This window comes from Methanolobus sp. WCC4 (assembly GCF_038022665.1).
In the GTDB taxonomy this organism is placed as follows: domain Archaea; phylum Halobacteriota; class Methanosarcinia; order Methanosarcinales; family Methanosarcinaceae; genus Methanolobus.
Genome location: NZ_CP150629.1, coordinates 1,377,297 through 1,398,516, shown reverse-complemented (window position 1 = coordinate 1,398,516; position 21,220 = coordinate 1,377,297). Strand labels below are relative to the sequence as shown.

Here is a 21,220-nt window from a genome sequence, read left to right as displayed (position 1 = left end):
TTTTTCGGCTCAAAATAATGAACTAAAAAAATAAAAGAACATGATGCAGATTACATCATGAATTTCTTGGGGTAGCCTATTCCTGTAATGTGAATCACAGTTTCAAGAGGATCATGTTTCCAGTCTTCCGGAGAATACGTCTTTTGAGTAATATTGATCTCAGTGTTATCTTTACTGACACCACATTCACCCATATAGTCAATAACAAGTTTTTTGCCGTGATCACTGGCATACTCAATTGCTTCACGATAATTGTCAAAAGTCCTTCGTCCCATTGGTGAAAATGCCAGATAACCTTCTGAAGGGTCTGCAACCGAAACAGGCCTTACAATTAGTTCTACTCTCTTGATACCTTTACCAAAAAGAGCACCAGCAGCATTTCCAACTTCGGCATGATCAGGGATGATTATTTCAGCATCAATTACATTCTCCATATATTCTTCATAGGCAATAACCGGCCCTCCAAGAAGAACAACGGGAATATCAACTTTAAATCTGGACTTAAATTCCCCTTCCACTATCTTTTTAATCCCATCTCTATCTATTCCCGGAAGCAGATAGGACATCAGGTTAAAAGCCATATTTTTGGCCACAATTTCTTTTACTTTCACACAAAAATCAAAGCTGGTCATTTTGCTAAGTCTTCCAAGCTTTTCAGCACCTACTTTTGAGGCCTCCACATCCCATGAAGTATATTCTCCCAGAACGTGCAGAGCATCCGTGGGAGTAAAACCAACTGCCTGAATAAGTCTTTTCTGAATAAGGGAATCAATGATTACAGTGGATGGATATCTTTTTGATACCAGTGATATCTCATCCAGACTCATGGGCTCATCACCAATTGCATTGAGAACTTCTGCTTCTGATTCATCCAGGCCCACTGGTTTGAATCCGGATCTCATGAAGAACTTTGTAGGCTGCACATTTCTGTCAAGTACGCTTCTCAGGGGAACAGGACTTTTCTTAAGCTTATTCAAAAATGAAGGATACTTTGAAGAAGCAAGACAGAGAGGAATTACTCTCCTGGGACCAATGTTAATCTTTTTTGAACGTGTCCAGACATGACTATCTCCACCCATTGCGGATGTTTCCATTCTTGTAGCGCGGACTCTTGTTTTCCACCCACCTACAACCGCACCGGTATCTGATAATTCAGGAATTCCATCGTTAATCGCTGAAACATCCGTACTTGTACCACCAACATCCACAACAGCGCAGGTATCAAGGCCCGAAAGGAAAGATGCTCCTACAAGGCTTGCTGCCGGACCTGAGAATATAGTTTCCACTGGTTTATCCAGTGCATCCTTAAGACCCACAACAGTACCATCGCATTTTAGCATGAGAAGCCGGGCATCGATATTCTTTCTTTCAATTTCATCCATTACTGAACGGACAAACTTGTGGGCAATGGGAATCAGCTGTGCATTCAAAGCTGCAGTGACCGCTCTTTCATAGGCACCAAGGTCCTGGGAAAGCTCATGACCACAAACTACAGGCAGACCTGTCATTTCATGTATTACATCGGTTATTGCAATTTCATGCTCAGGATTTCGAATACTGAAAAAAGAAGAAACAGCAAAAGCAGCAACATCATCTTTTACTTTTTCAGCAAAGTTTCTAACGGCCTCAATATCAAGCTCCTCAATCTCTCCGCCGTTAAAGTCATGACCACCTGGTGTAGAAAGTATATGTTTTGCCGGAAAATCACCTTTTACAGGGTGCTCGCCTACAAGAATAAGGGCTACGGGACATCCTGTACCTTCAAGCACAGTGTTTGTAGCAAGCGTAGTGGAAACAGAAACAAGGTTTACATGTTCAAAAGATTCCGAATCAAGTGACTCAATTGCGTTTCGTATACCAACAACAAGATCGGGATAAGTAGTAAGGGCCTTAGACGAACTTATAATGGAACCATCTGAATCCTTTACAAGAATAGCATCCGTATACGTCCCACCTGCATCAATTCCCAGACTATAGTGCATAATATACCTCCATTTTACAAGTCAGAAAACCAAGGTTACATTCAAAAAGATAAAGTAATGATGCAATTAACCTTTGATCAATTAAAGATGTAGCCAGGTTATATTAAAATATTATGTTAACACCGAAGAGTAAAACGTAAGCAAGAGACCTAAAATAAGTTATGAATGAATAAAAAAAGAGTTTGACATGACCATAGATAGAACTATGGCATGTCCGTTTAGAGAATTTATGCGTAGTATTCGTTCCTTGCTTCGACCATTGCCTTAAGGTTTGCAACTGGTGTGTCAGGTGCAATTCCACAGCCTGGTGCGAGGACATCGACTCCGTCTTCAAGAGCCTTTGTTGCTGCTGCCTTTACAGCTGCTTCATCGCCTGCGAGAAGTACGAATGGGCTTGATACGTTACCACAGATCGTTACCTTGCCAGCTACCTTTGCCTTTGCGCCTACGAGGTCTGTGACCTTCTCTTCGATACTGATTGCTGGGAAGTGGCAGTCTGCCATCATTTCAAGGATTGGGGATACGTCACCACAAACGTGGAGGATCATTGGTCCCTTTACACCATCAGCGAACTTCTGGAGGAATGGCTTGAGCTGCTTGTCGAATGTGTCAGGTGCCATAAGGTCTGGGGATGCTACTGGGTCTGGTACACTGATAACGTCTACTCCTGCATCGAAGAGTGCGTTTGCGTACTCGATACATGCATCACATGCGAAATCAAGGATTGTGTCGAAGTCTTCTGGCTTTTTGATTGACCATTTCATGAACTTCTTTACACTTGCGAGGTCAGATGCGAGGGTTACTGGACCTTCCATACCTGCGATGATAGGTACTTCGTCTCCTACCTTCTCTCTGATGATCTTCATGCATTCCATTACAGCAGGAATCCTTCCCTGTTCGAGGAGATTCTCTGGCATTTTAAGGTCGTCAACACCCTTTGGGTATGGGTGACCTGTGACTGATGGCTGTCTGTTCTTTGTACCCATGTTGATCTCACAGCCCATTGCCTCTGCAAGAACTGTAAGACAGTATGGAGCTCTTACACCCTCAAGACCGCATACTTCATATGATGCGATTGCAAGGTCTGCCATCTTCTGTGCATCGCTGTGTGCCTCTGGCCACTCTGCACCGGTCTGGTCCATAAGCTCAACAATTGCAGACTGTGTTACAGTACAAACAGGTACTTTGTCGACTTCTTCACCATTTAATGCTTTGAGTAATCTTTCTTTCATGTTCATAATGAATCCTTCTCTGTTGAGTAGATTTTAGTCACCTTGATTTGCGTAACATCAGATATAAAACTATTGGATTAAAGCAGAGGGATGCAGAAAATTAGAAAAAATCACAATTAATAACCATGATAAACTGAGAAACTATCCAACTTATAGAGATACGACGAATAAATATTAATAAGAGTTGAGGATCAGGTTGAAGTAAAATGTACAGTAAACTGGCCTTTCACCAGTTACTTCTTTTCATCACTCCATATAGCAATGATCTTGTCAATTGCAATATGTGTATATTTATCGTTATCCTTGATCGTCAGGACCCCGTCAGCACATGCTTCCACGACCCCATAGAACCTGTCAGGTCCGCCACAATAGATATCGATCCTCTTTTGCAGATAGTGTTCAACTATGAATGATTGCATCTTTAGCCTCCCGGTTCAAGGTCAGTGACCTTTTCCCAATAAATATATTGGACTCATAGCAATATTAATATAATCTATACTAACAGCCTTAGACGTAAGAGCTGATCAGCTCCAGAATCTCTTATTCCTGGCATAGTTCCTTTCAGCCACCAGTATGTCACGGTAGAAAGCCTCCTCATCATGGCGCATCTTCTGTATCACACGGGTTGCCATCTCAGGTCCGACACCCCTGCTTGCAAGTGCTATTACTGCCATCTTCCCATGGGTCATCACAATGTTGGCATTCCTGTAGACCCTGCGGATACGTTTCACATCCTCCTTTGCAGTGACCTTATCCTGCTTCTTCACAAGCTTTATCTCCTCTTCTTCCCAGGGCTTCAGAGCAGCAACCAGACCGGAATCACATACAGGACAGATGATATCATCAGGAACATTCTTCACCTGTCTCCTTGAGGTCCACTTCCTGCAATGGACACAGAAAAGGATCACACGATCATTCATTATACGTTCCTTCAAAGCCATTACAATGGACCTGTCTGCCTTTTCCGGAGCCACCAGGTCCCGCTTCATTGAAAAACCGGAACTGCCTATCGGCGTCGATCTGCTGATGACAAGACCGATCTCACCTTCGGCCATTTTTGTAAGGATATCCGTGACCCTCTTTACATCCAGCATATCATGGAAGATCTCCCTGATAACCTCATCATACATGGCAGTATCACGATATATCTCAAGGAGCTTCTTCATGCTTATCCGGCCATAGTCGATATCCTTGCTAAGGGCACCGAACTTCCTGGCAACATGTACCATCTTCCACTTCATAAGCGAGGTGTTCTTCAGGGTCATCTCGATGATAGGTTCAATATGCTCCGGCTGAATATCCTGCAAAAGCGTCTCGATCTCTTTCGCCTTTATCCTCCGTGGAAGTGTCATGCGGATCCTGTACGGATCGATCTCCTGTGCAACACTGCTCCCATACCTTGCAGCGAGCAAAGATGTCAAAACCTTTCCCAGAGTCTCATTTGCATTGTGACCAAGACAGGCATTCATCAGGACCGCATCCCCGGCATCCTCTATAACGAACATATATTTATCCGGCAGCGGAAATCCACCTTCCACATGCTCCCTGATAATGGAAAGCAGGTCTGCCAGACTTTCCGGGTCGATAGGATAGATTGAAGATACCTCTTTTGCGATATGGTCATCCTCTTTTTCCTCATGGACCATACCCGCTATCAGTGACCGGATATCCGCAACTCCCTGAGCAACCTCGAAAGGAACAGGTATCTCCTCGCCGACCCAGCTTGGGATCTCACCCATTCCCCTGACCGGTTCCACTTTTATCCTGTTACGGTCACCGATCATCTCGATCACCCGCCACATATCACCCTTGGTGATGAACACCGCACCAGGAGTTGCAAAATTTATAACGAAAGCCTCATCAAGAACACCCACTGTCCTTCCGGTGACGATATCGAAAATCTCATACTTCTTCTCATCCGGGATCATGGAGAGATTGTCATAATAATATTGCCAGCTCTTCCTCCTGCGGCTGATATTATCGGAACCTTCCTCCTGCCAGACCATCCTGTAGTCCTTTATCTGAGCTATGACCTTCCTGAGAACCTCGATACGAAGATTCCTGAAAGGATAGGCACGCCTGAGGATACTGTATATCTTCTCGATCCCAATGTCCCCGAAATCAAGCACTATCCCAGCAAGCTGGTTGGCAACCACATCAAGTGAATTCATATGAGGAGATATAGACTCGACCTTCCCTTCCATAGCCAGCTTACATATCGCCATGCTCTCTGCCACATCATCGGCATCCATGGCAATGATAGTGCCTCTTGAGACCTCATGTATCCGATGTCCCGCACGTCCAACACGCTGCAATAATCTTGAGACCTGCCTCGGAGAACCGTACTGTACCACATGGTCCACGTTACCTATATCAATACCAAGCTCCATGGATGATGTACATATCAGACCCCTTAGGTCACCATTTTTGAAGGATTCCTCAGCCTCGATACGCGAGTCAACCGAAAGGGAACCATGATGAACTCCAACAGGAAGTTCCAGCATATTGAATCCGGCTGCAAGTGCCTCTGCACTCTGTCTGGTATTAACGAAAACCAGTGTTGAGACATTGTCCATCACAATATCCCTGACGCATCGGACATGTGCTGCAAAGTTGACATCACATGCCAGTTTCTTCGATATCGTTATATCCTCATCCGTTACCTGAGGACACACAACACTGAATTCAAGGAGTTTTAGCAGGGAAACCGACACTATGGAAACATCCCTTTCTGCACCTGCAAGGAACTTTGCCACCACATCAGGATTTCCCACTGTGGCTGAAAGCCCGATCCTCTGGAACTCGCCTGAAAGTTCCACAAGTCTTTCAAGACCAACAGTAAGCTGGGTTCCTCTCTTTGAGGATGACATCTCATGTATCTCATCTACAACGACATGTGTCACATAGCTCAGGTTCTTCCGCAGACGTGAACCTGTGAACATAGCCTGCAATGTCTCAGGTGTCGTTATAAGGAAGTCCGGCGGTTTACGCGATTGCTTCTGTCTCTCGTACTGAGAAGTATCACCGTGTCTCACCTGTACATCGATGCCAAGTTCCTTTCCCCACCACTGGATACGGGAGAGCATATCACGATTGAGCGCCCTGAGAGGTGTGATATAGAGAGCTGAGATCCCTGTCCTCTCTTCTGTTGACTTTGCAAGGATGGCATGGAATATGGGAAGGACTGCGGATTCGGTCTTACCGGAACCTGTGGGCGCAATAAGGAAAGTATGGTCACCTTTCATGATGTATGGGAACACCTTTTCCTGAGGTTCTGTAGGAGCCTTGAAGCCCTGTTTCTCAAGGGCATCCTGAATTCTGGGGTCGAATGAATCGAATAGATTCCCGAATCTAAGATCTCTTTTTATCTCGTCGCTCATTTCTTAGCCCCCTTACGTTTTCTCCTGGGACGGACTTTGCTCTCTTCCAGTTTCCTTATATTCTTTAGCTTTCCAAGCTGGGTCCCGTCCAGAAGGTAAGCCTGTGCATTGTCGATATCGACACCCTTCGATGAGAACAACGGTCCCAGAAGGTCATCATGCATGGATTCATTGAAGGCCACACCGCCACAGAGTTCATTGAATGATGGAACTACGATAAGCTCAGGGTCGTTCCAGTTACCGTTTTCCTTGCTCAGCTCAAGACTGGTGAAATGTCCCTGAAGTACCTGAAGGTCCAGACGTGTCCTGATCCAGCTTTGTTCCACCATGGCAAAACCAAGTGAATCAGTAAGCCGGATGGTGGGATGATTATGTGCAGTGATGATGTATTCAGCATTGAGCAGTTTCGGGTCCGGCCATGTGTGGCCGTGGAAATAGCCCACGTTCTCGATCACAGAACCACGTACCGGATGTACGTTAATGTCTCCGTCATCGGGAAGCAGATACTCTATACCACCATCATGATTTCCGGGGAAGATATCCACTATGGCATGGTCGGAGAGTGTTGAAAGGAAATACGGGATCTCATCACGCTCTTGCCATGATATCTGTGGAACATTGTGTTTCACATCCCCCAGAAGGATGATCCTGTCGGGAGATACCTGCTTGATGTAAGCAAGAACCCTCTCAAGACCATATTTCATACGGCTGGGAATGGAGAATCCACTTCTGTAGAGATCCCACTCTATACCAAGATGCACATCAGCTATCACAAGTGCCTTTGTCTCGTTGCTTACCACAAGTGCAGGTTCATCAATTATGGGATCGATCTTGATAGTCATTGTCACCGGGATCAGCTATTTCCCTGATCCTTATCTATATCCTTATTCATGTCCATACGTTCCATCTTCTCTGATATCTCAAGAACGATCTGTTTCAGTTCAGAGATCTCATTCTCGATCCCAAGGACCTTATTATACATAGGACTCCTGTCATCCTTGATCGACTGTTCCTGCGAGAAACGCTGCTTGCTCGGGAATACGTACACATAGGTGAGCCACATGCCTATGAATGCTGCAAAGAACAAGGCTGCAAGGAACAGCAGGTAATGAGGAAAAAGCGTTCTCATAAAACTATCACCTGAACTGTAATATTGCAATCTGGTTATCATCAGGAAATTGAGCAGGGAGAAAAGGAACATGGTCTCTCCCACGATTATCAGCAGTCCGCCTACCCTTGTGGACATCTTACGCTGTTTTGGGATTATCCTGTCGATGATGGAACTCATATAGGGAGATTGGTTTTATGTCATATTTATATTTGGAGTGTATACGAGACAGGAATATATCACTGCATGAGAAGGACAAGATTACATTTAATTAAAATTTCAAGTAGATTGAAAACATATAATTATATATAGAGCGAATGACCAGTGAAATGGCCTAAAATATTAAAGAAAGAAGACAAGGCATGTATATATTTTTATTATTAGTGGGTGGTTGGAAAAATAATATTAATACATAAATGGATGTGAAAAAATGAAAGCAAAATTATTGGTGGTAATGCTTCTTGTAAGCATAGTAGCGCTTTCGGGCTGTACAGACATAAGTGATTCTTATAAGCCCGGAAGTTTCGGAGCGACCGAAGAAGAGCAGCAGATCGTAGATGCAGTAACTGAGAAGTATGGTGATATGACAGCCAGTGGAGAACCAAGACTGCTCGAAGTTATGATGACATCAACAACACACAACTTCATTCCAGTTGATAAGGTACTGAAATACTCACAGGATTCAGACGAACTGTATGCATGGTTCATCTATGACAACTTCGATTACGACATGATAAGCATCGAGTGGATATATCTCGAAAATGATTATTCGATCTACACCTTCGAATCCGAAACCGGTGAAGACTTCGGACGTGGAACTTTCATTCTAGAAAAACCGGATGATGGCTGGCCACTTGGAGATTATGAGGTAATCATAAGCGGAGCAGGAGTTGAAGAATCCGTTGAGTTCGAGATAATAGACGGTGAGACTGTTTCAATACCACTTGACCTGCTCGACGGTACAACAACAAGCAGCCATCAGGCCGATTTCGGAAGCACAGGAACAGCTGATACAATACCAACTCCACAAAGCGGATTCGTATCTGAAAGCACATCATACAGCTTTGTAGGAGAATGGAGCTCGAACTGGGGAGATATGACATTCTGGCAATCTGGTGATAAGATAGTCGGTGAGTACACTCACGACAGCGGAAGACTTGAAGGTGTCATGAACGGCGACGTATTCATAGGAACCTGGTCCGAAAGCCCTTCATATTCAGCACCTAACGATGCAGGTGATGTAGAACTTAAACTTAGCAGCGACGGTAACTCATTCGAAGGAAACTGGAGATACGGCTCTGACAGTTCATCATGGAGTGGTGGCTGGACAGGAAGCAGAATTGGACAGTCAGCAAGCATAAGCTCATCAGACATAATACCTGGCTGGTACCTCGTTGAAGTCGAAGACTACGGAGACAAAGTAGTAAGTACACACGAATATTACACATACGACGTAGATTACGAAAGAGGAAATGTCTGGACCAGTGATATAGGAGACAAAGGTGAGACTGCACAGGTAAGAACTATCAGTGAAGAACCAGAGGACTTCTACGCTGCTGAAGAAGAGATCTCGATCTATGTTAGAAAAGAGGCCACTTTGATGGAAACTAAAGGTCTCTACCTTGGAGATTCAAGCTACATTGTAATAGACGATGCAGATATTGATATCAGAGGAGGTTCCGGAAGCCACTATTATCTGGAAGATGATACTTATGGAGCTTTCTTCAAGATGGAGCATAATGACCCAACAGGCACCGTCAAGGAAGGTACATTCAAGGCAAACGCACCTTGGGAAAATGCATTTGGAGGGTCATTCAGAATGACATACACCTACCAGAATGCTGCATTCTACAGGACAAACTACATCTATGAATGGAGAGAGTGATTCTCTTCCATTCATCATTTTTCTTTTGATGCTCATATATCAAAGTGAGTATATCGATTTTCTGACACTTTTCTACTGTGATGATCGATCCTATTCCCGGAGCAATCCACACAGCTAGAAGAGTATCACATAAACCAGCTCCTGGTCTCAAGCCCCTGCATTCGGCATATTCCCTGAACTCTTCACATCATTTCCTGTGTCCTTGCAAGGGGTTGCAAACCTTGCTCGTGAACTACAGCTCAGAGTACTATTCCTGAAACCACACATCATACATTGTAACATTTGTGACTTCTACTGCTAACATATGACATGAATCTAAAATCTACCATTAAAGCCGATTTTAGGAATAAAAGAGATAATACTAGATTAATAGAGAATCAAAGTAGTAATAGAGCATTATTTTTTTATAAAATAGTTTATAGTAGATATTTTATGAGCAAAACCATTATATCCATAGTTTTAGTTATAAGCACTGTTTTAGAGCAATTTAATAAATTAAAAACAGGTGAAAAACAAGCCTATGGAAATTAGCACTGCTGTAAAGAATGCAATTCATTATAGAGCGGTTCAGAATATCCTGAAACACTATCAATGCCCTGATACCTGTGGAGCACATTGCTGCAGTCAGGGGCAGATACACATATTCGAGGATGAGGTAAAGGTCCTGAGTATCCTGAACGAGAAAAAAGCCGGGATGATCACAAATGAAGGTTTATCTGCAGGCCTTTACTTGATGAATGCACCCTGCTCTTTCCTCGGTTCAACCGGCAGATGCGAAGTGTATGATAAAAGACCTACCGTTTGTGGTATGTATCCCTTCAAGGTAAACACATCCGGCAACTCTGTTGGACTGCAGCCATGTCCAATTGGTTTTTTGATCATCCGGGATTTTGCTGAATGGATAGTTGACTCTTTTTCAAGATCAAATAGCTCAGATGAAGAGAAGGCCAGGATAAAAGAGGAATGGAAAAAAAATGTAGATTCATATGAGGCAGAACTTTTGGAATTCCACCTCAAACCCATCCTGAAAGAGATGCAGATACCCTTTGATGAGCTTGAAATGCTTTCAATGTTCCTGTCTTCGAAATTGAAGAAGATACAGACATCAATAGGACCTGGCCAATAGGGGCTAATAAACATGTTTTTTCCGATACAACAGAACTATTTTTGAATTATTATGATTTCAGTGCTACCATTAAGATAGACTTTAAAAGCCAAAGCCCGGAAATTGTAACAAACAGGATTTTTTAAAGATCCTGTAAATTTTAACCTTTTTCCACCCCCTGGTTTAGTTCCATATTTTTGATATTTCCTCCTACGTTTTTCCCGCACTTATTAGAGAATAAACTCTCTTTTCACATGCCACCCACATAAAGAAGTAAATAAACAAGCACTACAAATTAGATGTGGGTAAGGTCGTATGAATTCCACAAACAATTCCAAACAGACCAAAAAGCAGCCACCTGAACAACTCTACGTAAGTGACCGTGATGAGTGGAGAAAATGGCTTGATGAACATCACGACAAGAAAAGTGAGATCTGGCTGGTATACTATAAGAAACACACCAGTAAGCCCACAATACCATACGACGATGCTGTGGAAGAAGCGATCTGTTTCGGATGGATAGACAGTGTTGTACGAAAGCTGGACGATGAAAAGTACATGCAGAAGTTCACGCCCCGGAAAAGCAAAAGCAACTGGTCCTACCTGAACAAAGAAAGGGCCAGAAAGATGATCAAAGCAGGAAAGATGACAGATGCCGGCTGCGAAAAAATAAGGGAACTGCTGGAAGAGGATAAGAACGGCCTGAAGGTCAGCAAAAAGGAAACGAACAAAGAAGCGAAAAAGAAACTTGTCATTCCTCCTAATGTTAAAAAGGCCCTCTCTGCAAATAAAAGGGCCAGTGAGTACTTCAACAACCTTGCACCCGGATACAAAAGAAACTATATTGAATGGATACTCGATGCTAAAAGAGAGGAAACAAGGCAAAGAAGGCTCAAAGAACTCATTAAGCGACTTGAAGAGAACAAAAAACCGGGGATGAAGTGAAGAGGTTTGGCTTCATAGAAGAAAATACAGGCTCTATATATTTTCCATTCGACTTCATCAGAAAAGTTCAAGCAACAAATTCATTTCCACCTTTCAGGATAGTGCCGGCTTCGCCGTACCCTCCGGGATGGATCTAGTTGCTTATGATTTCCGATCCGTCAATCATATTGTCCCCCTGCAACCTTGTGTTTCTGATAGTTATACAAGAATAATTGGCAAACAAAGGACAATGCGACATCCGCCGCAGGCGGCACTTTCCTCCACTGCCATTCTAAAGAACACAAAATACTGCTGTTGTTGAAGATTGATGAATTCAAAGTATAACTAACAGGATCCCTACAGGTACTTTAAAGCCAATGACATACAATTTAATTAAAAGGAGTTAGCATGAAATGAATTCAACTAAAGGGACAACAGGGATCTTAGAAGATGTGAAGATAAATGTGAAGTTAAAACTTTCAGCACTATGGGCAACTTTGATGTTCTTATATCTATATGTAGATCTTTTCTATTTGCATGCACCAGGGGAAATCGAACATATAATGTCAGGGAATCTGGGACCTTTTCCGGTTACTCAGGCATCTTTGTTAGCAGCCATGGTACTAATGACCATTCCCGCTCTTATGGTTTTCCTGTCAGTGGCGTTGCCGGCAAAAGCTAATCGCTGGACGAATATCATCGTGGGTATACTCTATATTGTTGTTGTGATAGGGAATACAATTGGAGAGTCCTGGTTCTTTTATATATTCGGTTCCGTTGTGGAATTCGTGCTTCTTTTACTGATCGTCGGATATGCATGGAAGTGGCCGAAGCTGGAAGCATGAAAACTTCCTGTATCATCGGCAGCCCATCTGTTATTGTGGACACCTTACGTTTCCACGGGACAGGTGCTCATATCAAGATCATTATCGGAAAAATTAGTTACATCAGCCCGATCTGTTTCATCACACTCATGAGATCATAAAAAAGCTTCTCTTCAACGATCTGTCCGTCCTTCCAGTGAGCAACTGTACAAAAGTCCACTTTGAAACTCTTATTTGTGGGTGGGATCTCCCCTCCATCAGGAGTTTTCATTGGACCTTTCATAGTACCGGTAAATACGGCCACTGAACATGTCCAGTCTCCCTGGCCGAACAATGTTTTGTAGGGCCTGTTCTCCACATGATTGTCCGGGAAGGTCTTGTAGAACTCTATAGCTTCTTCCCTATGTGCTTTTATTCCTCTTGTCGGTTCATCCTGTCCTGGCCAGTAGACAGCTGTATCGTCAGCATGACGCTTATCGAATGTATCCCAGTCCTGTGCATTCCAGGCATCGTCCAGTGTTATCATTAATTCCATATTCTCTTCAGCGGTCACTTTACTCCCCCTTGGTCCATTCTTACGGCTTGGAAGCTCTGCTAGAACAAAACTCCAGTATCGATCAGAAATCGATTCTGGCTCCCCATTTTAATTTTGATTTTTTACTATATACCCATTTTGCTTTGTAGAGATATTATTCACATTTTCCAATTATTTTTATAACATTGTCCTCATACCTTTATTGGGGCTATTAAGATCTCATATTTGAACCTGTGGGAGTAATAACTATGAGCAATATACACCATGAAGAACAGTTTCCAGCTCTTCCCATTGAAGAATGGGAAGATACAATGAACACATTCCATCTATTCTCGCAAATAATCGGAAAGATCCGCCTTGGGCTATTCCCTAAAAGGAACCACTGGTGGCATGCGACATTGTACATGTCTACAAGAGGGATCACTACAGGACCTATTCCTTATGAGGATATGGCCTTTGAGATGGAATTCGATCTCATTGACCATGTACTGGTTATCACGACAAGCAGGGATTCTGAGAAGGTCATCCCCTTGAAAGGACTTTCTGTATCCCGATTCTATAAGGATGTATTCTCATCCCTTTCAGAACTTGGTATAAAGGCAAAAATATGGGCTGTTCCCTATGACACACCCTTTAGTACGGAACCGTTCGAAACGGACGAAGAACATGCAGCATATGACGAGAAGTATGTGAACATGTACTGGCGTATCCTTGTGCAGATGAACTCGGTCTTCCAGACATACAGAGGAAGATTTGCAGGAAAATGTTCCCCGGTCCAATATTTCTGGCATCATAAGGACCTTTCATTGATCTTCTTCTCTGGAAAAGCTGCAACTCTGTGGGAAGGCGCCAGCATGGTGGACAGCGAGGCCTATTCGCATGAGATGATAGCCTATGGTTTCTGGGCAGGGGATGAGAACGTCAGAGAACCTGCATTCTATGCTGCCGTATATCCTGAACCCGAAGGACTTACCGATGAGCCTTTGAGTCCTGAGAAAGCATTCTGGTCACCCGATGGAGGAGGTATGGCCCTTCTGATGTATAATGACATCAGAGAATCCCCTGACCCCAAAAAGGAGATAATGGATTTCATGGAAAGTGTATACCAGGCCGGTACCAAAAAAGGAAACTGGGATCTGGGGCCTCTGGAATATCAGGTGTGAACCTTAGAGTATTGCTTATAATCCTTTCATTGATCCGGGATATTGAAAGCGGAGTAGCCTAGAAGTCCTGAAACAAGTTTAAATGGGCTATTCCTTAGAATATGATAGTTGGCATATCCAAAAATATTAAATAGATATCGATCTCACTCTGTTAAGTGAAAGTGGTATCAGATGGATGAGAACAGAAAAAAAGCAATGCTTGCAGGGGCATTAATTTTATTTGCCTATGCTGTTTTAGCCAGCAGCGTTACAGGATCAAAGATAATAGTAATGTTCTCTGAAGCACTTAGTGGTGTTGCAGTTATTGCTATTGCAGCTATAATGTTTCCGCTCTTTAAACCATACAACGAGAAATTATCTCTTTGGTACATCATTTTTAGAGGTATTGAAGGCGGACTTATGATAATTGCCGGAGTTTTATTTTTATCTTCCAACACTGTGTTAATGGAAGTATATGATGGGATTTACGTGGTTCATGCATATATTTTTGGTGTAGCTGCTTTGTTTTTTTACTATCTACTATATCTATCAGGACTTATTCCCCGATGGTTATCAGTATGGGGCTTCATTGCAGCAATATTACTGATACTGGTGAACTTATTGGAAGTAACCGGCCTTATTCCGATTTCGATGCTATTTTACCTTCCGATCATCTCAAATGAGGTCGTTCTGGCAATATGGCTGATAATTAAAGGATTCGATCCATCTGCAATTACTACTACAACTTGAAATTGGCTTTAAGAAGGGTTTTTATGGAGATGAACGATAGAAGCAAAGGATTCAATGGACTGGTAGACTGGAAGATAGACCGGAAAGTTTTGCTCTCAACGCTATGGATATTTGCATTATTGAATTACCTTTATTGTGACATCTTAACATTGATGGATGCCAGTGTGCTCAATCAGTTCTTAACAGGAACTGTCGAAGGTATGCAGATAACACAGGATCTCTTATTAGCTGGATCCGTATTGATGGAGATCCCAATTGCCATGGTTCTTTTGTCCAGAGTATTGAAATACAGGGTAAATAGGTGGGCTAATATGATCTCAGGTTTTATCATGACCGTTGTACAGGCAGCTACGCTTATTTCTCCATCCACATCCTATTATACATTTTTCAGCATCATAGAAATTGCTACTACTCTAGTCATTTTTGCGGTCGCATTAAAATGGACAGAACCCGGAGAAATGTCTTCATTATGATGTAAATGGAATACTCTAAGTATACATTCCATAACATGAAAAGAATGCTGAAGCAGATAATCCGTTTACTATAAGTGCTCACGTTATAGAAAAGTAGAATTGTGGAGTGTTATTAAAATTTTAGTGTATACTCAGTCAATATTTTATTATACCATAAAATTCTTATTCAATCATCAGTAGCATATTATGCAATAATTCATATGAAATGACATGAGATTCTTTTTTCTGGTTAAACCAGAATTATTTATGAGAGGCACAGGATAAATGAAGAAAGAGTTGAACGATGTGTTGTTTGCATCTGAAAAACGAAAGAATGTGCTGTTATCGTTGCAGAATGGACCACAAGAAATGGATCACCTTCTTAAATCACTGGAAACAACCAGACAGGCATTACTCCCCCAGATCAAGATCTTAGAAGAGCATCATCTTGTTGATCACAAAAACGATATTTACAAATTAACAACAATTGGGAAGTTAATTGTTGAAAAGATGGTTACATTAGTAAACACTGTTGAAACCTTTGACACTGATATCGATTACTGGGGAACCCATTATCTGGATTTTATTCCACAGCACTTATTATCAAGGATCAGTGAGATAGGAAAAACTACTGTGATATCTATTCCTCCTGTAGAGCAATACGATACCAAAAAACTATATCATGAAAAATCTAAAGAATCCAGTTTTAACTGTTCAGTTACTACACTACTCTATCCCAATTATCATGATATATTCACTTATCTGATCGAAAATGATATAAAAACAAATGTAATTGTCTCTGAAAGTCTACTTGAAAAAATATGTAGCGATTACCGTGTAAACTTTGAAAGTTACATAAAAACTGACGTAGTCAATATCTATGTTTATAAGAAAAAAATGGGTTTCCTGTTCTTTACGTATGATGATTTTTTCGTCACTTTATACCTATTAAGAAAGAATGAAGAGTTGGATTCCAAATTTATTCGATCAGGTAACGAAAATGCACTAAAATGGGCAGAAGAGCTTTTTGACTACTACCTGGAGAACTCTGTGCCAGTAACAGAACTTTGATCACAATACATTTTTTTCTTGATCAATAGACAACACATAATTAATTAACAGCATAAGTTCGGTTTTTTAGCTTACATATACACATACATATTCCGAGACAGATCTAACCTGGACTCCTCTCCCATAATAACCTTAAAGAACAACCTTAGCATAAACCCTGCTATAATACAGAGGCTTTCAAATGGAACATTGTCATTCACATGGAGAGAAACTCCAGAATCCTATCAAACAGGCGAAGATCACAGAGAATATGAGCGTTGACGAACTCGTGTGTGCCATCGATGGTTGTGCATTTGGTGCAGGTAAACTGGCAGATGCAGTTGACATCTACACCGAGATGCTTGCAAACGACTCCACCAGCTTTTTTGGGCTTGCAGGTGCAATGGTACCGGCAGGAATGCGACAGATAGTCACCGACCTTATCTATGACGGTCACATCGATGTGCTTGTCACAACAGGTGCCAACATGGTACATGAGATAGTGGAATCAATGGGGCTGCATCACTACAAGGGATGTGCAGATTGTGATGACATCGAACTGAAACACGATGAGATAAACAGGATATACGATGTCTATCTTCCTGAACCTTATTTCGTTGACTTCGAGGAGAAGCTCAAGAGCATACTCTCAGATGTAGGTACAGAGACCATATCCATCAGGGAATTCATGACACACCTGGGGAACAACATCGATGATAAGGATTCTATCCTCAGGGCTGCAGCGGACATGAACGTGCCGGTCTACTGTCCTGCAATACAGGACTCCATGATAGGACTTCAGGCATGGCTCTACAAGCAGACCAACAAACTGAACGTCGATGCATTCTCAGATATGAAAGAGATAATCGATATCTGCTACGAGGCAAAGGACCCCGGAGCAGTGCTTATAGGCGGCGGCGTCCCCAAGAACTACATATTCCAGTCCATGCTTATCACACACCAGGAATTCGAATATGCTATCCAGCTCACAATGGACACCCCGGAAACAGGTGGCTTAAGCGGTGCAACACTTGACGAAGCACGTTCATGGGGCAAGGTCAGCGAAACAGCACGTTCTGTTACCGTTCACTCAGATGCAACCATCACACTTCCGATAATGGTCGCAGCAGCAAGGAGCAGACTTGCCAACAAGTAAAAGGGTTTTGAGATCCCAAACATAAACAAGGAGAATTCACATGGAAAGGAAGACAGGACTCATACTTGCACTTGATGTTACAGACAGAGAAAAAGCTGTGAAAATATCCGAAAAGGTTGCAGGATACGTGGATGCCATCAAGATAGGCTATCCATTAGTACTTTCAACAGGAATGGATATGATAAGTAAGCTCGCGGAATATGCACCTATCATTGCAGATTTCAAGGTAGCTGACATCCCTAATACAAATCGCCTTATCTGTGAACAGGTCTTCAAGGCAGGTGCAGATGCTGTGATAGTTCAGGGTTTCACCGGACATGACAGTCTTGAAGCTGCCGTGAAACTTGCAAAGGAACAGGACAAGGACATCTACGTGGTCACTGAGATGAGCCACCCCGGTGCTCTTGATTTCATGCAGGAAGTAGGCGAAGGTATCGCAAAGATGGCAGCCGATGCAAAAGCATCCGGTGTGGTTGCACCTGCAACACGTCCTGAAAGGGTCACTGAGATCAGGAAGATCATCGGTAACGAGCTCTCTATCATATCACCTGGCGTTGGTGCACAGGGTGGCACTGCCTCGGATGTTATCAAAGCCGGAGCTGATTGGGTAATTGTCGGCAGGAGTATCTACCAGTCTGACGAACCTGACATGGCTGCAAAAAAGTTGGTTGACGAGATTAAAGAAGTTATCTGAGATTACAGTTAGATATTTATCTGAACTTGACTTATGATCTAGTAAAAAGATGACATGTGTGCCAATGATGATAGAACACATCTGATCCGTGATGAACCCTATGAGTTCTGAGGCACACCAGTCTTTAACTTTTTTACCAAACTATCTCGTTTAATGTATCAATTCAATATTTGTCTTGAGTATCTGAGAGAATACCTCATTCTTTTTGGCATCTGACATTGCTCCCTCAAGATCCCTCTTAAGTTCTGCGATCGATGATTCAAGACTGTGGATATAGATGGATTGCTGCTCAAGTTTAGTATTGAGCTTCTTGATGTCAAGGTTCTGACGATGGATAGTGACCTGAGTACCTATTTCCCTGGCAGTCTTCTCTACCATCTCATCAAGCTCCTTTCTCTTTGCTTCCATCTCAGCAAGGACCTTTTCCATCTCAGACTCGAACTTTGAATTATCCTCACGCTTCTGGTCAAGTCTCTTATTCTCAGCTTCAAGCTCGGTATTCCTTGCTTCAAGGGATCTCATGTCCTGCTGGAAGACATTTTCCTTCTCCTCATACTCTTTGATGTGCTTTTCATGCTCCAGTTCAAGCCTCTCACGCTCAGCTTTCATCTCAGCCTTCTTCGCCTCAAAGGTCTCCTCGAAGGTCCTGATGCTCTCCTCGTGTTCCAGCTTGAGTTTTTCACGTTCAGCCTTGAACTCAGCCTTCCTCTCTTCAAAGGTCTTCTCGCAGGCTTTGAGGTTCTCCTCGTGTTCAAGCCTGATCTTTTCACGCTCAGCCTTGAACTCGGATCTCTTCTCCTCAAAAGCCTTTACCTTGTCCTGGAAAGAAAGTTCCTTTTCCTCATGGACCTTAAGGTTCTCTTCGTATGTAGCTACGGAATTCTCAAGTTCCTTTGCCCTGTTACCGATCTCGGTCAATTCGACCTGAAGATGACCTTTCGTCCTTTCAACAGCAGAGCGTTTTTCAGCAAGAAGTGATTCAGCATCCTCTAATTGTGTTTTGACGATCTCGATGTCTGACCTTTTCCTATTGAGCTCCTTCAGTTCAGCGTAATAGCCTTCCCTGAGTGCATCGATGGCTGCCGGACAGATATCCTCTGCAAGATCGATCGATAGTTCATCTTCAGATGCAAATTTCTCTTCCAGTGACCTGCACTGCTTATCAAGTTCGGCCTTCTTCTGGGTATACTCTTCCAGTTCAGCCTCATATGCGGACTTGAGGGATGAGAGTTCCTTCCTTCCGGAATCATATTCAGCATATTCCTTCTCATGATCCTGAAGGGACTTCTCGAACTCCGAGCGCTTTTGCTCGAACTCAGCTATCTCTTTATCAAGACCCTCTTTCTGTTCCTTTGATATGGACTTCTCCGTTCTTTCCATTGCAGACTTCAGGATAGCACATTTCTTGTTGAGGGCCTTTTCCTGTTCTGAGAATTCGCTCCTGAGCTTATCAAGCTCTTTTTGCTTCTCCTCATATTGACCGATCTCCAGCTCATAACGCTGCCTGATCTTAAGGAGTTCTGCCTCTTTTCGGACAAAACCATCAATGTCAAAGGCCGGAATGTTGTTTGAATTGATATTAGGATCATTGTCGGATCTGCCGGAACTATCTGCGGCTGGCCAGTTACCCTGCTCCTGATCTTTTCTGGGAACATAGCTCTGTGGAGTGACAGAAGAAGCCACACTTGCTGCTTCATTCTCTTCTTTCACAATTGGTTTTCGATAAATGTTAGGGGTGAAAACCTTCGGTGACCTGTCAGCCTTTTTATTTCCATCCGATAGGGTTCGTGAACTCATACGATCATCTCCTCATTCTGTTTTCCGGTATCCAGTTGCTCCCAGAATTCTACCGGCATATTCTTTGAAAGTTCAAGTGCCCCTTCGGAGATACCATAGACCGGGTCAAGGTCACGATACACTTTACCTCCTCCCAGCTCTTTCAGTTCATTCTCAATAAAAGTATCAATATTGCCAAGATCGCTGGTGCCTCCAAAGATGTGGATGTTATTCCTTAGTGACCCACGAAGTTCAGGGGCAATCTCCGAAAGGATCCGTGTTATCCCGGAAACAATATCAGTGACCACGAATTCACATGCGATCTGCAATTCATCAGCAATGGATTCTTCGACCTCACCGTCTTCAAGAGGAATGTTGACAACACAATTGTCCGGATCCGAGCAAAGATAACCATGCTCCTCCTTCCATTCCCTGGTAACATCCTCTGTCACCTGTGAGTCCGGCCATCTCTCCTTTATGAGCTTGACGATCTCATGGTCAATATCCTTACCCGCACATGGAATACTCAGGTATTCAGTATCCTGCGGTACCTCACCGTTCATGATACAGATCTCCGTCCTGTTCAGACCTATGTCCACAATGATCGACCCGTCAAGAAGACCCTTCTTGTAAGCTGCACAGAAAACCTCATCCACAAGCATTGCACCTGAGAATAGATCCCTGCAAAGTTCCAGAAGCTTCTTTTTGTATTCCTTATCAGCATCAGAAGGAACACCGACTATGGCATATATATTCCCGTCAGTATCAATGCCATTCTCAGTAACAAGAGCCTTCAGATACTTTTTGAAAGCAATGACATCATCTTCTTTTTTAAGTCCGTCAGCTAAAGGCTCCTTTATGTCTGCATCCTCCATTTCAAGAGCCTCTCTGCCTAGGATAGCCATTGCTTCAGAGCTATCATCTTCTGCCTTTGAAAAAGCTACAACACTTCGCTCAGAGAATCTTTTCCCATCACTTGTACAAACCGATGTTTTGAACATACCTGCATCTATTCCAATATACAGATATCCGTTATTATTGTCCAGGTAATCCACGTTATCAACTGCCGTGTTTATTAAGACCCACATGGAATTACAACAAACATACATGGGATCCGTTTTTTCTTGATTATGGAATGTTCTATTAAATCAGTATTTATATATTATGAACATAGGATTCTGCCCTATGGCGATAAATAAGTATAAATAAATTATAATAAGGCGTA

General features: G+C 42.8%; 19 protein-coding genes. 10 read left to right on the top strand and 9 right to left on the bottom strand.

Annotation, left to right across the window (positions count from 1 at the left end):
• Positions 1-50: 50 nt before the first annotated feature.
• The 6 genes from V7O63_RS06855 to V7O63_RS06830 form a co-directional block, all read right to left on the bottom strand.
• The gene (locus V7O63_RS06855; RefSeq protein WP_340820759.1) at positions 51-1,982 is read right to left on the bottom strand and encodes a hydantoinase/oxoprolinase family protein; all 1,932 of its coding nucleotides are present in this window, start codon (positions 1,980-1,982) and stop codon (positions 51-53) included.
• Between the two features lie 227 nt (positions 1,983-2,209).
• Positions 2,210-3,220, bottom strand: a complete 1,011-nt coding sequence (gene mtaA, locus V7O63_RS06850) for a methylcobamide:CoM methyltransferase MtaA (RefSeq protein ID WP_340820758.1) — start codon at positions 3,218-3,220, stop codon at positions 2,210-2,212.
• A gap of 227 nt (positions 3,221-3,447) precedes the next feature.
• Positions 3,448-3,633, bottom strand: a complete 186-nt coding sequence (locus V7O63_RS06845; RefSeq protein ID WP_340820757.1) for an MM0924 family protein — start codon at positions 3,631-3,633, stop codon at positions 3,448-3,450.
• A 105-nt stretch (positions 3,634-3,738) separates the two neighbouring features.
• Entirely contained in the window at positions 3,739-6,594 is a 2,856-nt protein-coding gene (locus tag V7O63_RS06840) for a DEAD/DEAH box helicase (protein ID WP_340820756.1), read from the bottom strand.
• Entirely contained in the window at positions 6,591-7,436 is an 846-nt protein-coding gene (locus V7O63_RS06835; protein WP_340820815.1) for a metallophosphoesterase, read from the bottom strand. Before V7O63_RS06835 ends, V7O63_RS06840 begins: the two co-directional genes overlap by 4 nt.
• Before the next feature lie 11 nt (positions 7,437-7,447).
• Positions 7,448-7,882, bottom strand: a complete 435-nt coding sequence (locus tag V7O63_RS06830) for a hypothetical protein (protein ID WP_340820755.1) — start codon at positions 7,880-7,882, stop codon at positions 7,448-7,450.
• A 250-nt stretch (positions 7,883-8,132) separates the two neighbouring features.
• On the opposite strand from V7O63_RS06830, the gene V7O63_RS06825 reads away from it, so the two are divergent.
• The 4 genes from V7O63_RS06825 (at position 8,133) to V7O63_RS06810 (ending at position 12,461) form a co-directional block, all read left to right on the top strand.
• Complete coding sequence (locus V7O63_RS06825; protein ID WP_340820754.1) at positions 8,133-9,587, top strand: hypothetical protein; 1,455 nt, start codon at positions 8,133-8,135, stop codon at positions 9,585-9,587.
• Positions 9,588-10,107: 520 nt separating this feature from the next.
• Positions 10,108-10,713, top strand: a complete 606-nt coding sequence (locus tag V7O63_RS06820) for a YkgJ family cysteine cluster protein (RefSeq protein WP_340820753.1) — start codon at positions 10,108-10,110, stop codon at positions 10,711-10,713.
• Between the two features lie 294 nt (positions 10,714-11,007).
• Positions 11,008-11,637: a YdeI/OmpD-associated family protein gene (locus V7O63_RS06815; RefSeq protein ID WP_340820752.1), complete on the top strand. Its 630-nt coding sequence runs from the start codon at positions 11,008-11,010 to the stop codon at positions 11,635-11,637.
• 392 nt (positions 11,638-12,029) lie between these two features.
• Entirely contained in the window at positions 12,030-12,461 is a 432-nt protein-coding gene (locus V7O63_RS06810; RefSeq protein ID WP_340820751.1) for a DUF6326 family protein, read from the top strand.
• 97 nt (positions 12,462-12,558) lie between these two features.
• Here the strand turns inward: V7O63_RS06810 and V7O63_RS06805 are convergent, their stop codons facing one another.
• Positions 12,559-12,993: an ester cyclase gene (locus V7O63_RS06805; RefSeq protein ID WP_340820750.1), complete on the bottom strand. Its 435-nt coding sequence runs from the start codon at positions 12,991-12,993 to the stop codon at positions 12,559-12,561.
• 230 nt (positions 12,994-13,223) lie between these two features.
• Here V7O63_RS06805 and V7O63_RS06800 point away from each other — a divergent pair, with 230 nt between their 5' ends.
• The 6 genes from V7O63_RS06800 to pyrF all read left to right on the top strand — a co-directional run bounded on the left by V7O63_RS06800 (position 13,224) and on the right by pyrF (position 18,219).
• Positions 13,224-14,138: a DUF5996 family protein gene (locus tag V7O63_RS06800; protein WP_340820749.1), complete on the top strand. Its 915-nt coding sequence runs from the start codon at positions 13,224-13,226 to the stop codon at positions 14,136-14,138.
• A 171-nt stretch (positions 14,139-14,309) separates the two neighbouring features.
• Positions 14,310-14,867: a DUF4386 domain-containing protein gene (locus V7O63_RS06795; RefSeq protein ID WP_340820748.1), complete on the top strand. Its 558-nt coding sequence runs from the start codon at positions 14,310-14,312 to the stop codon at positions 14,865-14,867.
• A 23-nt stretch (positions 14,868-14,890) separates the two neighbouring features.
• Positions 14,891-15,340, top strand: a complete 450-nt coding sequence (locus V7O63_RS06790; protein ID WP_340820747.1) for a DUF6326 family protein — start codon at positions 14,891-14,893, stop codon at positions 15,338-15,340.
• Between the two features lie 264 nt (positions 15,341-15,604).
• Positions 15,605-16,390, top strand: a complete 786-nt coding sequence (locus V7O63_RS06785) for a winged helix-turn-helix domain-containing protein (protein ID WP_340820746.1) — start codon at positions 15,605-15,607, stop codon at positions 16,388-16,390.
• Positions 16,391-16,571: 181 nt separating this feature from the next.
• The gene (locus V7O63_RS06780) at positions 16,572-17,525 is read left to right on the top strand and encodes a deoxyhypusine synthase (protein WP_340820745.1); all 954 of its coding nucleotides are present in this window, start codon (positions 16,572-16,574) and stop codon (positions 17,523-17,525) included.
• A 40-nt stretch (positions 17,526-17,565) separates the two neighbouring features.
• The gene (gene pyrF, locus V7O63_RS06775) at positions 17,566-18,219 is read left to right on the top strand and encodes an orotidine-5'-phosphate decarboxylase (protein WP_340820744.1); all 654 of its coding nucleotides are present in this window, start codon (positions 17,566-17,568) and stop codon (positions 18,217-18,219) included.
• Between the two features lie 150 nt (positions 18,220-18,369).
• Here pyrF and V7O63_RS06770 read toward each other — a convergent pair whose 3' ends face one another.
• Positions 18,370-20,016 (bottom strand): hypothetical protein, encoded by a 1,647-nt coding sequence (locus tag V7O63_RS06770; RefSeq protein WP_340820743.1) that lies wholly within the window; start codon positions 20,014-20,016, stop codon positions 18,370-18,372.
• A complete protein-coding gene (locus tag V7O63_RS06765) occupies positions 20,013-21,083 on the bottom strand; it encodes a rod shape-determining protein (RefSeq protein WP_340820742.1) in 1,071 nt (356 codons plus the stop codon). The genes V7O63_RS06770 and V7O63_RS06765 overlap by 4 nt, the downstream gene beginning before the upstream one ends.
• Positions 21,084-21,220: the final 137 nt, after the last annotated feature.

Bases quoted from the DNA above. Each gene is read 5' to 3' on its own strand.
- V7O63_RS06855 (WP_340820759.1), bottom strand. From the start codon at position 1,982: ATGCACTATAGTCTGGGAATTGATGCAGGTGGGACGTATACGGATGCT.
- mtaA (WP_340820758.1), bottom strand. From the start codon at position 3,220: ATGAACATGAAAGAAAGATTACTCAAAGCATTAAATGGTGAAGAAGTC.
- V7O63_RS06845 (WP_340820757.1), bottom strand. From the start codon at position 3,633: ATGCAATCATTCATAGTTGAACACTATCTGCAAAAGAGGATCGATATC.
- V7O63_RS06840 (WP_340820756.1), bottom strand. From the start codon at position 6,594: ATGAGCGACGAGATAAAAAGAGATCTTAGATTCGGGAATCTATTCGAT.
- V7O63_RS06835 (WP_340820815.1), bottom strand. From the start codon at position 7,436: ATGACTATCAAGATCGATCCCATAATTGATGAACCTGCACTTGTGGTA.
- V7O63_RS06830 (WP_340820755.1), bottom strand. From the start codon at position 7,882: ATGAGTTCCATCATCGACAGGATAATCCCAAAACAGCGTAAGATGTCC.
- V7O63_RS06825 (WP_340820754.1), top strand. From the start codon at position 8,133: ATGAAAGCAAAATTATTGGTGGTAATGCTTCTTGTAAGCATAGTAGCG.
- V7O63_RS06820 (WP_340820753.1), top strand. From the start codon at position 10,108: ATGGAAATTAGCACTGCTGTAAAGAATGCAATTCATTATAGAGCGGTT.
- V7O63_RS06815 (WP_340820752.1), top strand. From the start codon at position 11,008: ATGAATTCCACAAACAATTCCAAACAGACCAAAAAGCAGCCACCTGAA.
- V7O63_RS06810 (WP_340820751.1), top strand. From the start codon at position 12,030: ATGAATTCAACTAAAGGGACAACAGGGATCTTAGAAGATGTGAAGATA.
- V7O63_RS06800 (WP_340820749.1), top strand. From the start codon at position 13,224: ATGAGCAATATACACCATGAAGAACAGTTTCCAGCTCTTCCCATTGAA.
- V7O63_RS06795 (WP_340820748.1), top strand. From the start codon at position 14,310: ATGGATGAGAACAGAAAAAAAGCAATGCTTGCAGGGGCATTAATTTTA.
- V7O63_RS06790 (WP_340820747.1), top strand. From the start codon at position 14,891: ATGGAGATGAACGATAGAAGCAAAGGATTCAATGGACTGGTAGACTGG.
- V7O63_RS06785 (WP_340820746.1), top strand. From the start codon at position 15,605: ATGAAGAAAGAGTTGAACGATGTGTTGTTTGCATCTGAAAAACGAAAG.
- V7O63_RS06780 (WP_340820745.1), top strand. From the start codon at position 16,572: ATGGAACATTGTCATTCACATGGAGAGAAACTCCAGAATCCTATCAAA.
- pyrF (WP_340820744.1), top strand. From the start codon at position 17,566: ATGGAAAGGAAGACAGGACTCATACTTGCACTTGATGTTACAGACAGA.
- V7O63_RS06770 (WP_340820743.1), bottom strand. From the start codon at position 20,016: ATGAGTTCACGAACCCTATCGGATGGAAATAAAAAGGCTGACAGGTCA.
- V7O63_RS06765 (WP_340820742.1), bottom strand. From the start codon at position 21,083: ATGTGGGTCTTAATAAACACGGCAGTTGATAACGTGGATTACCTGGAC.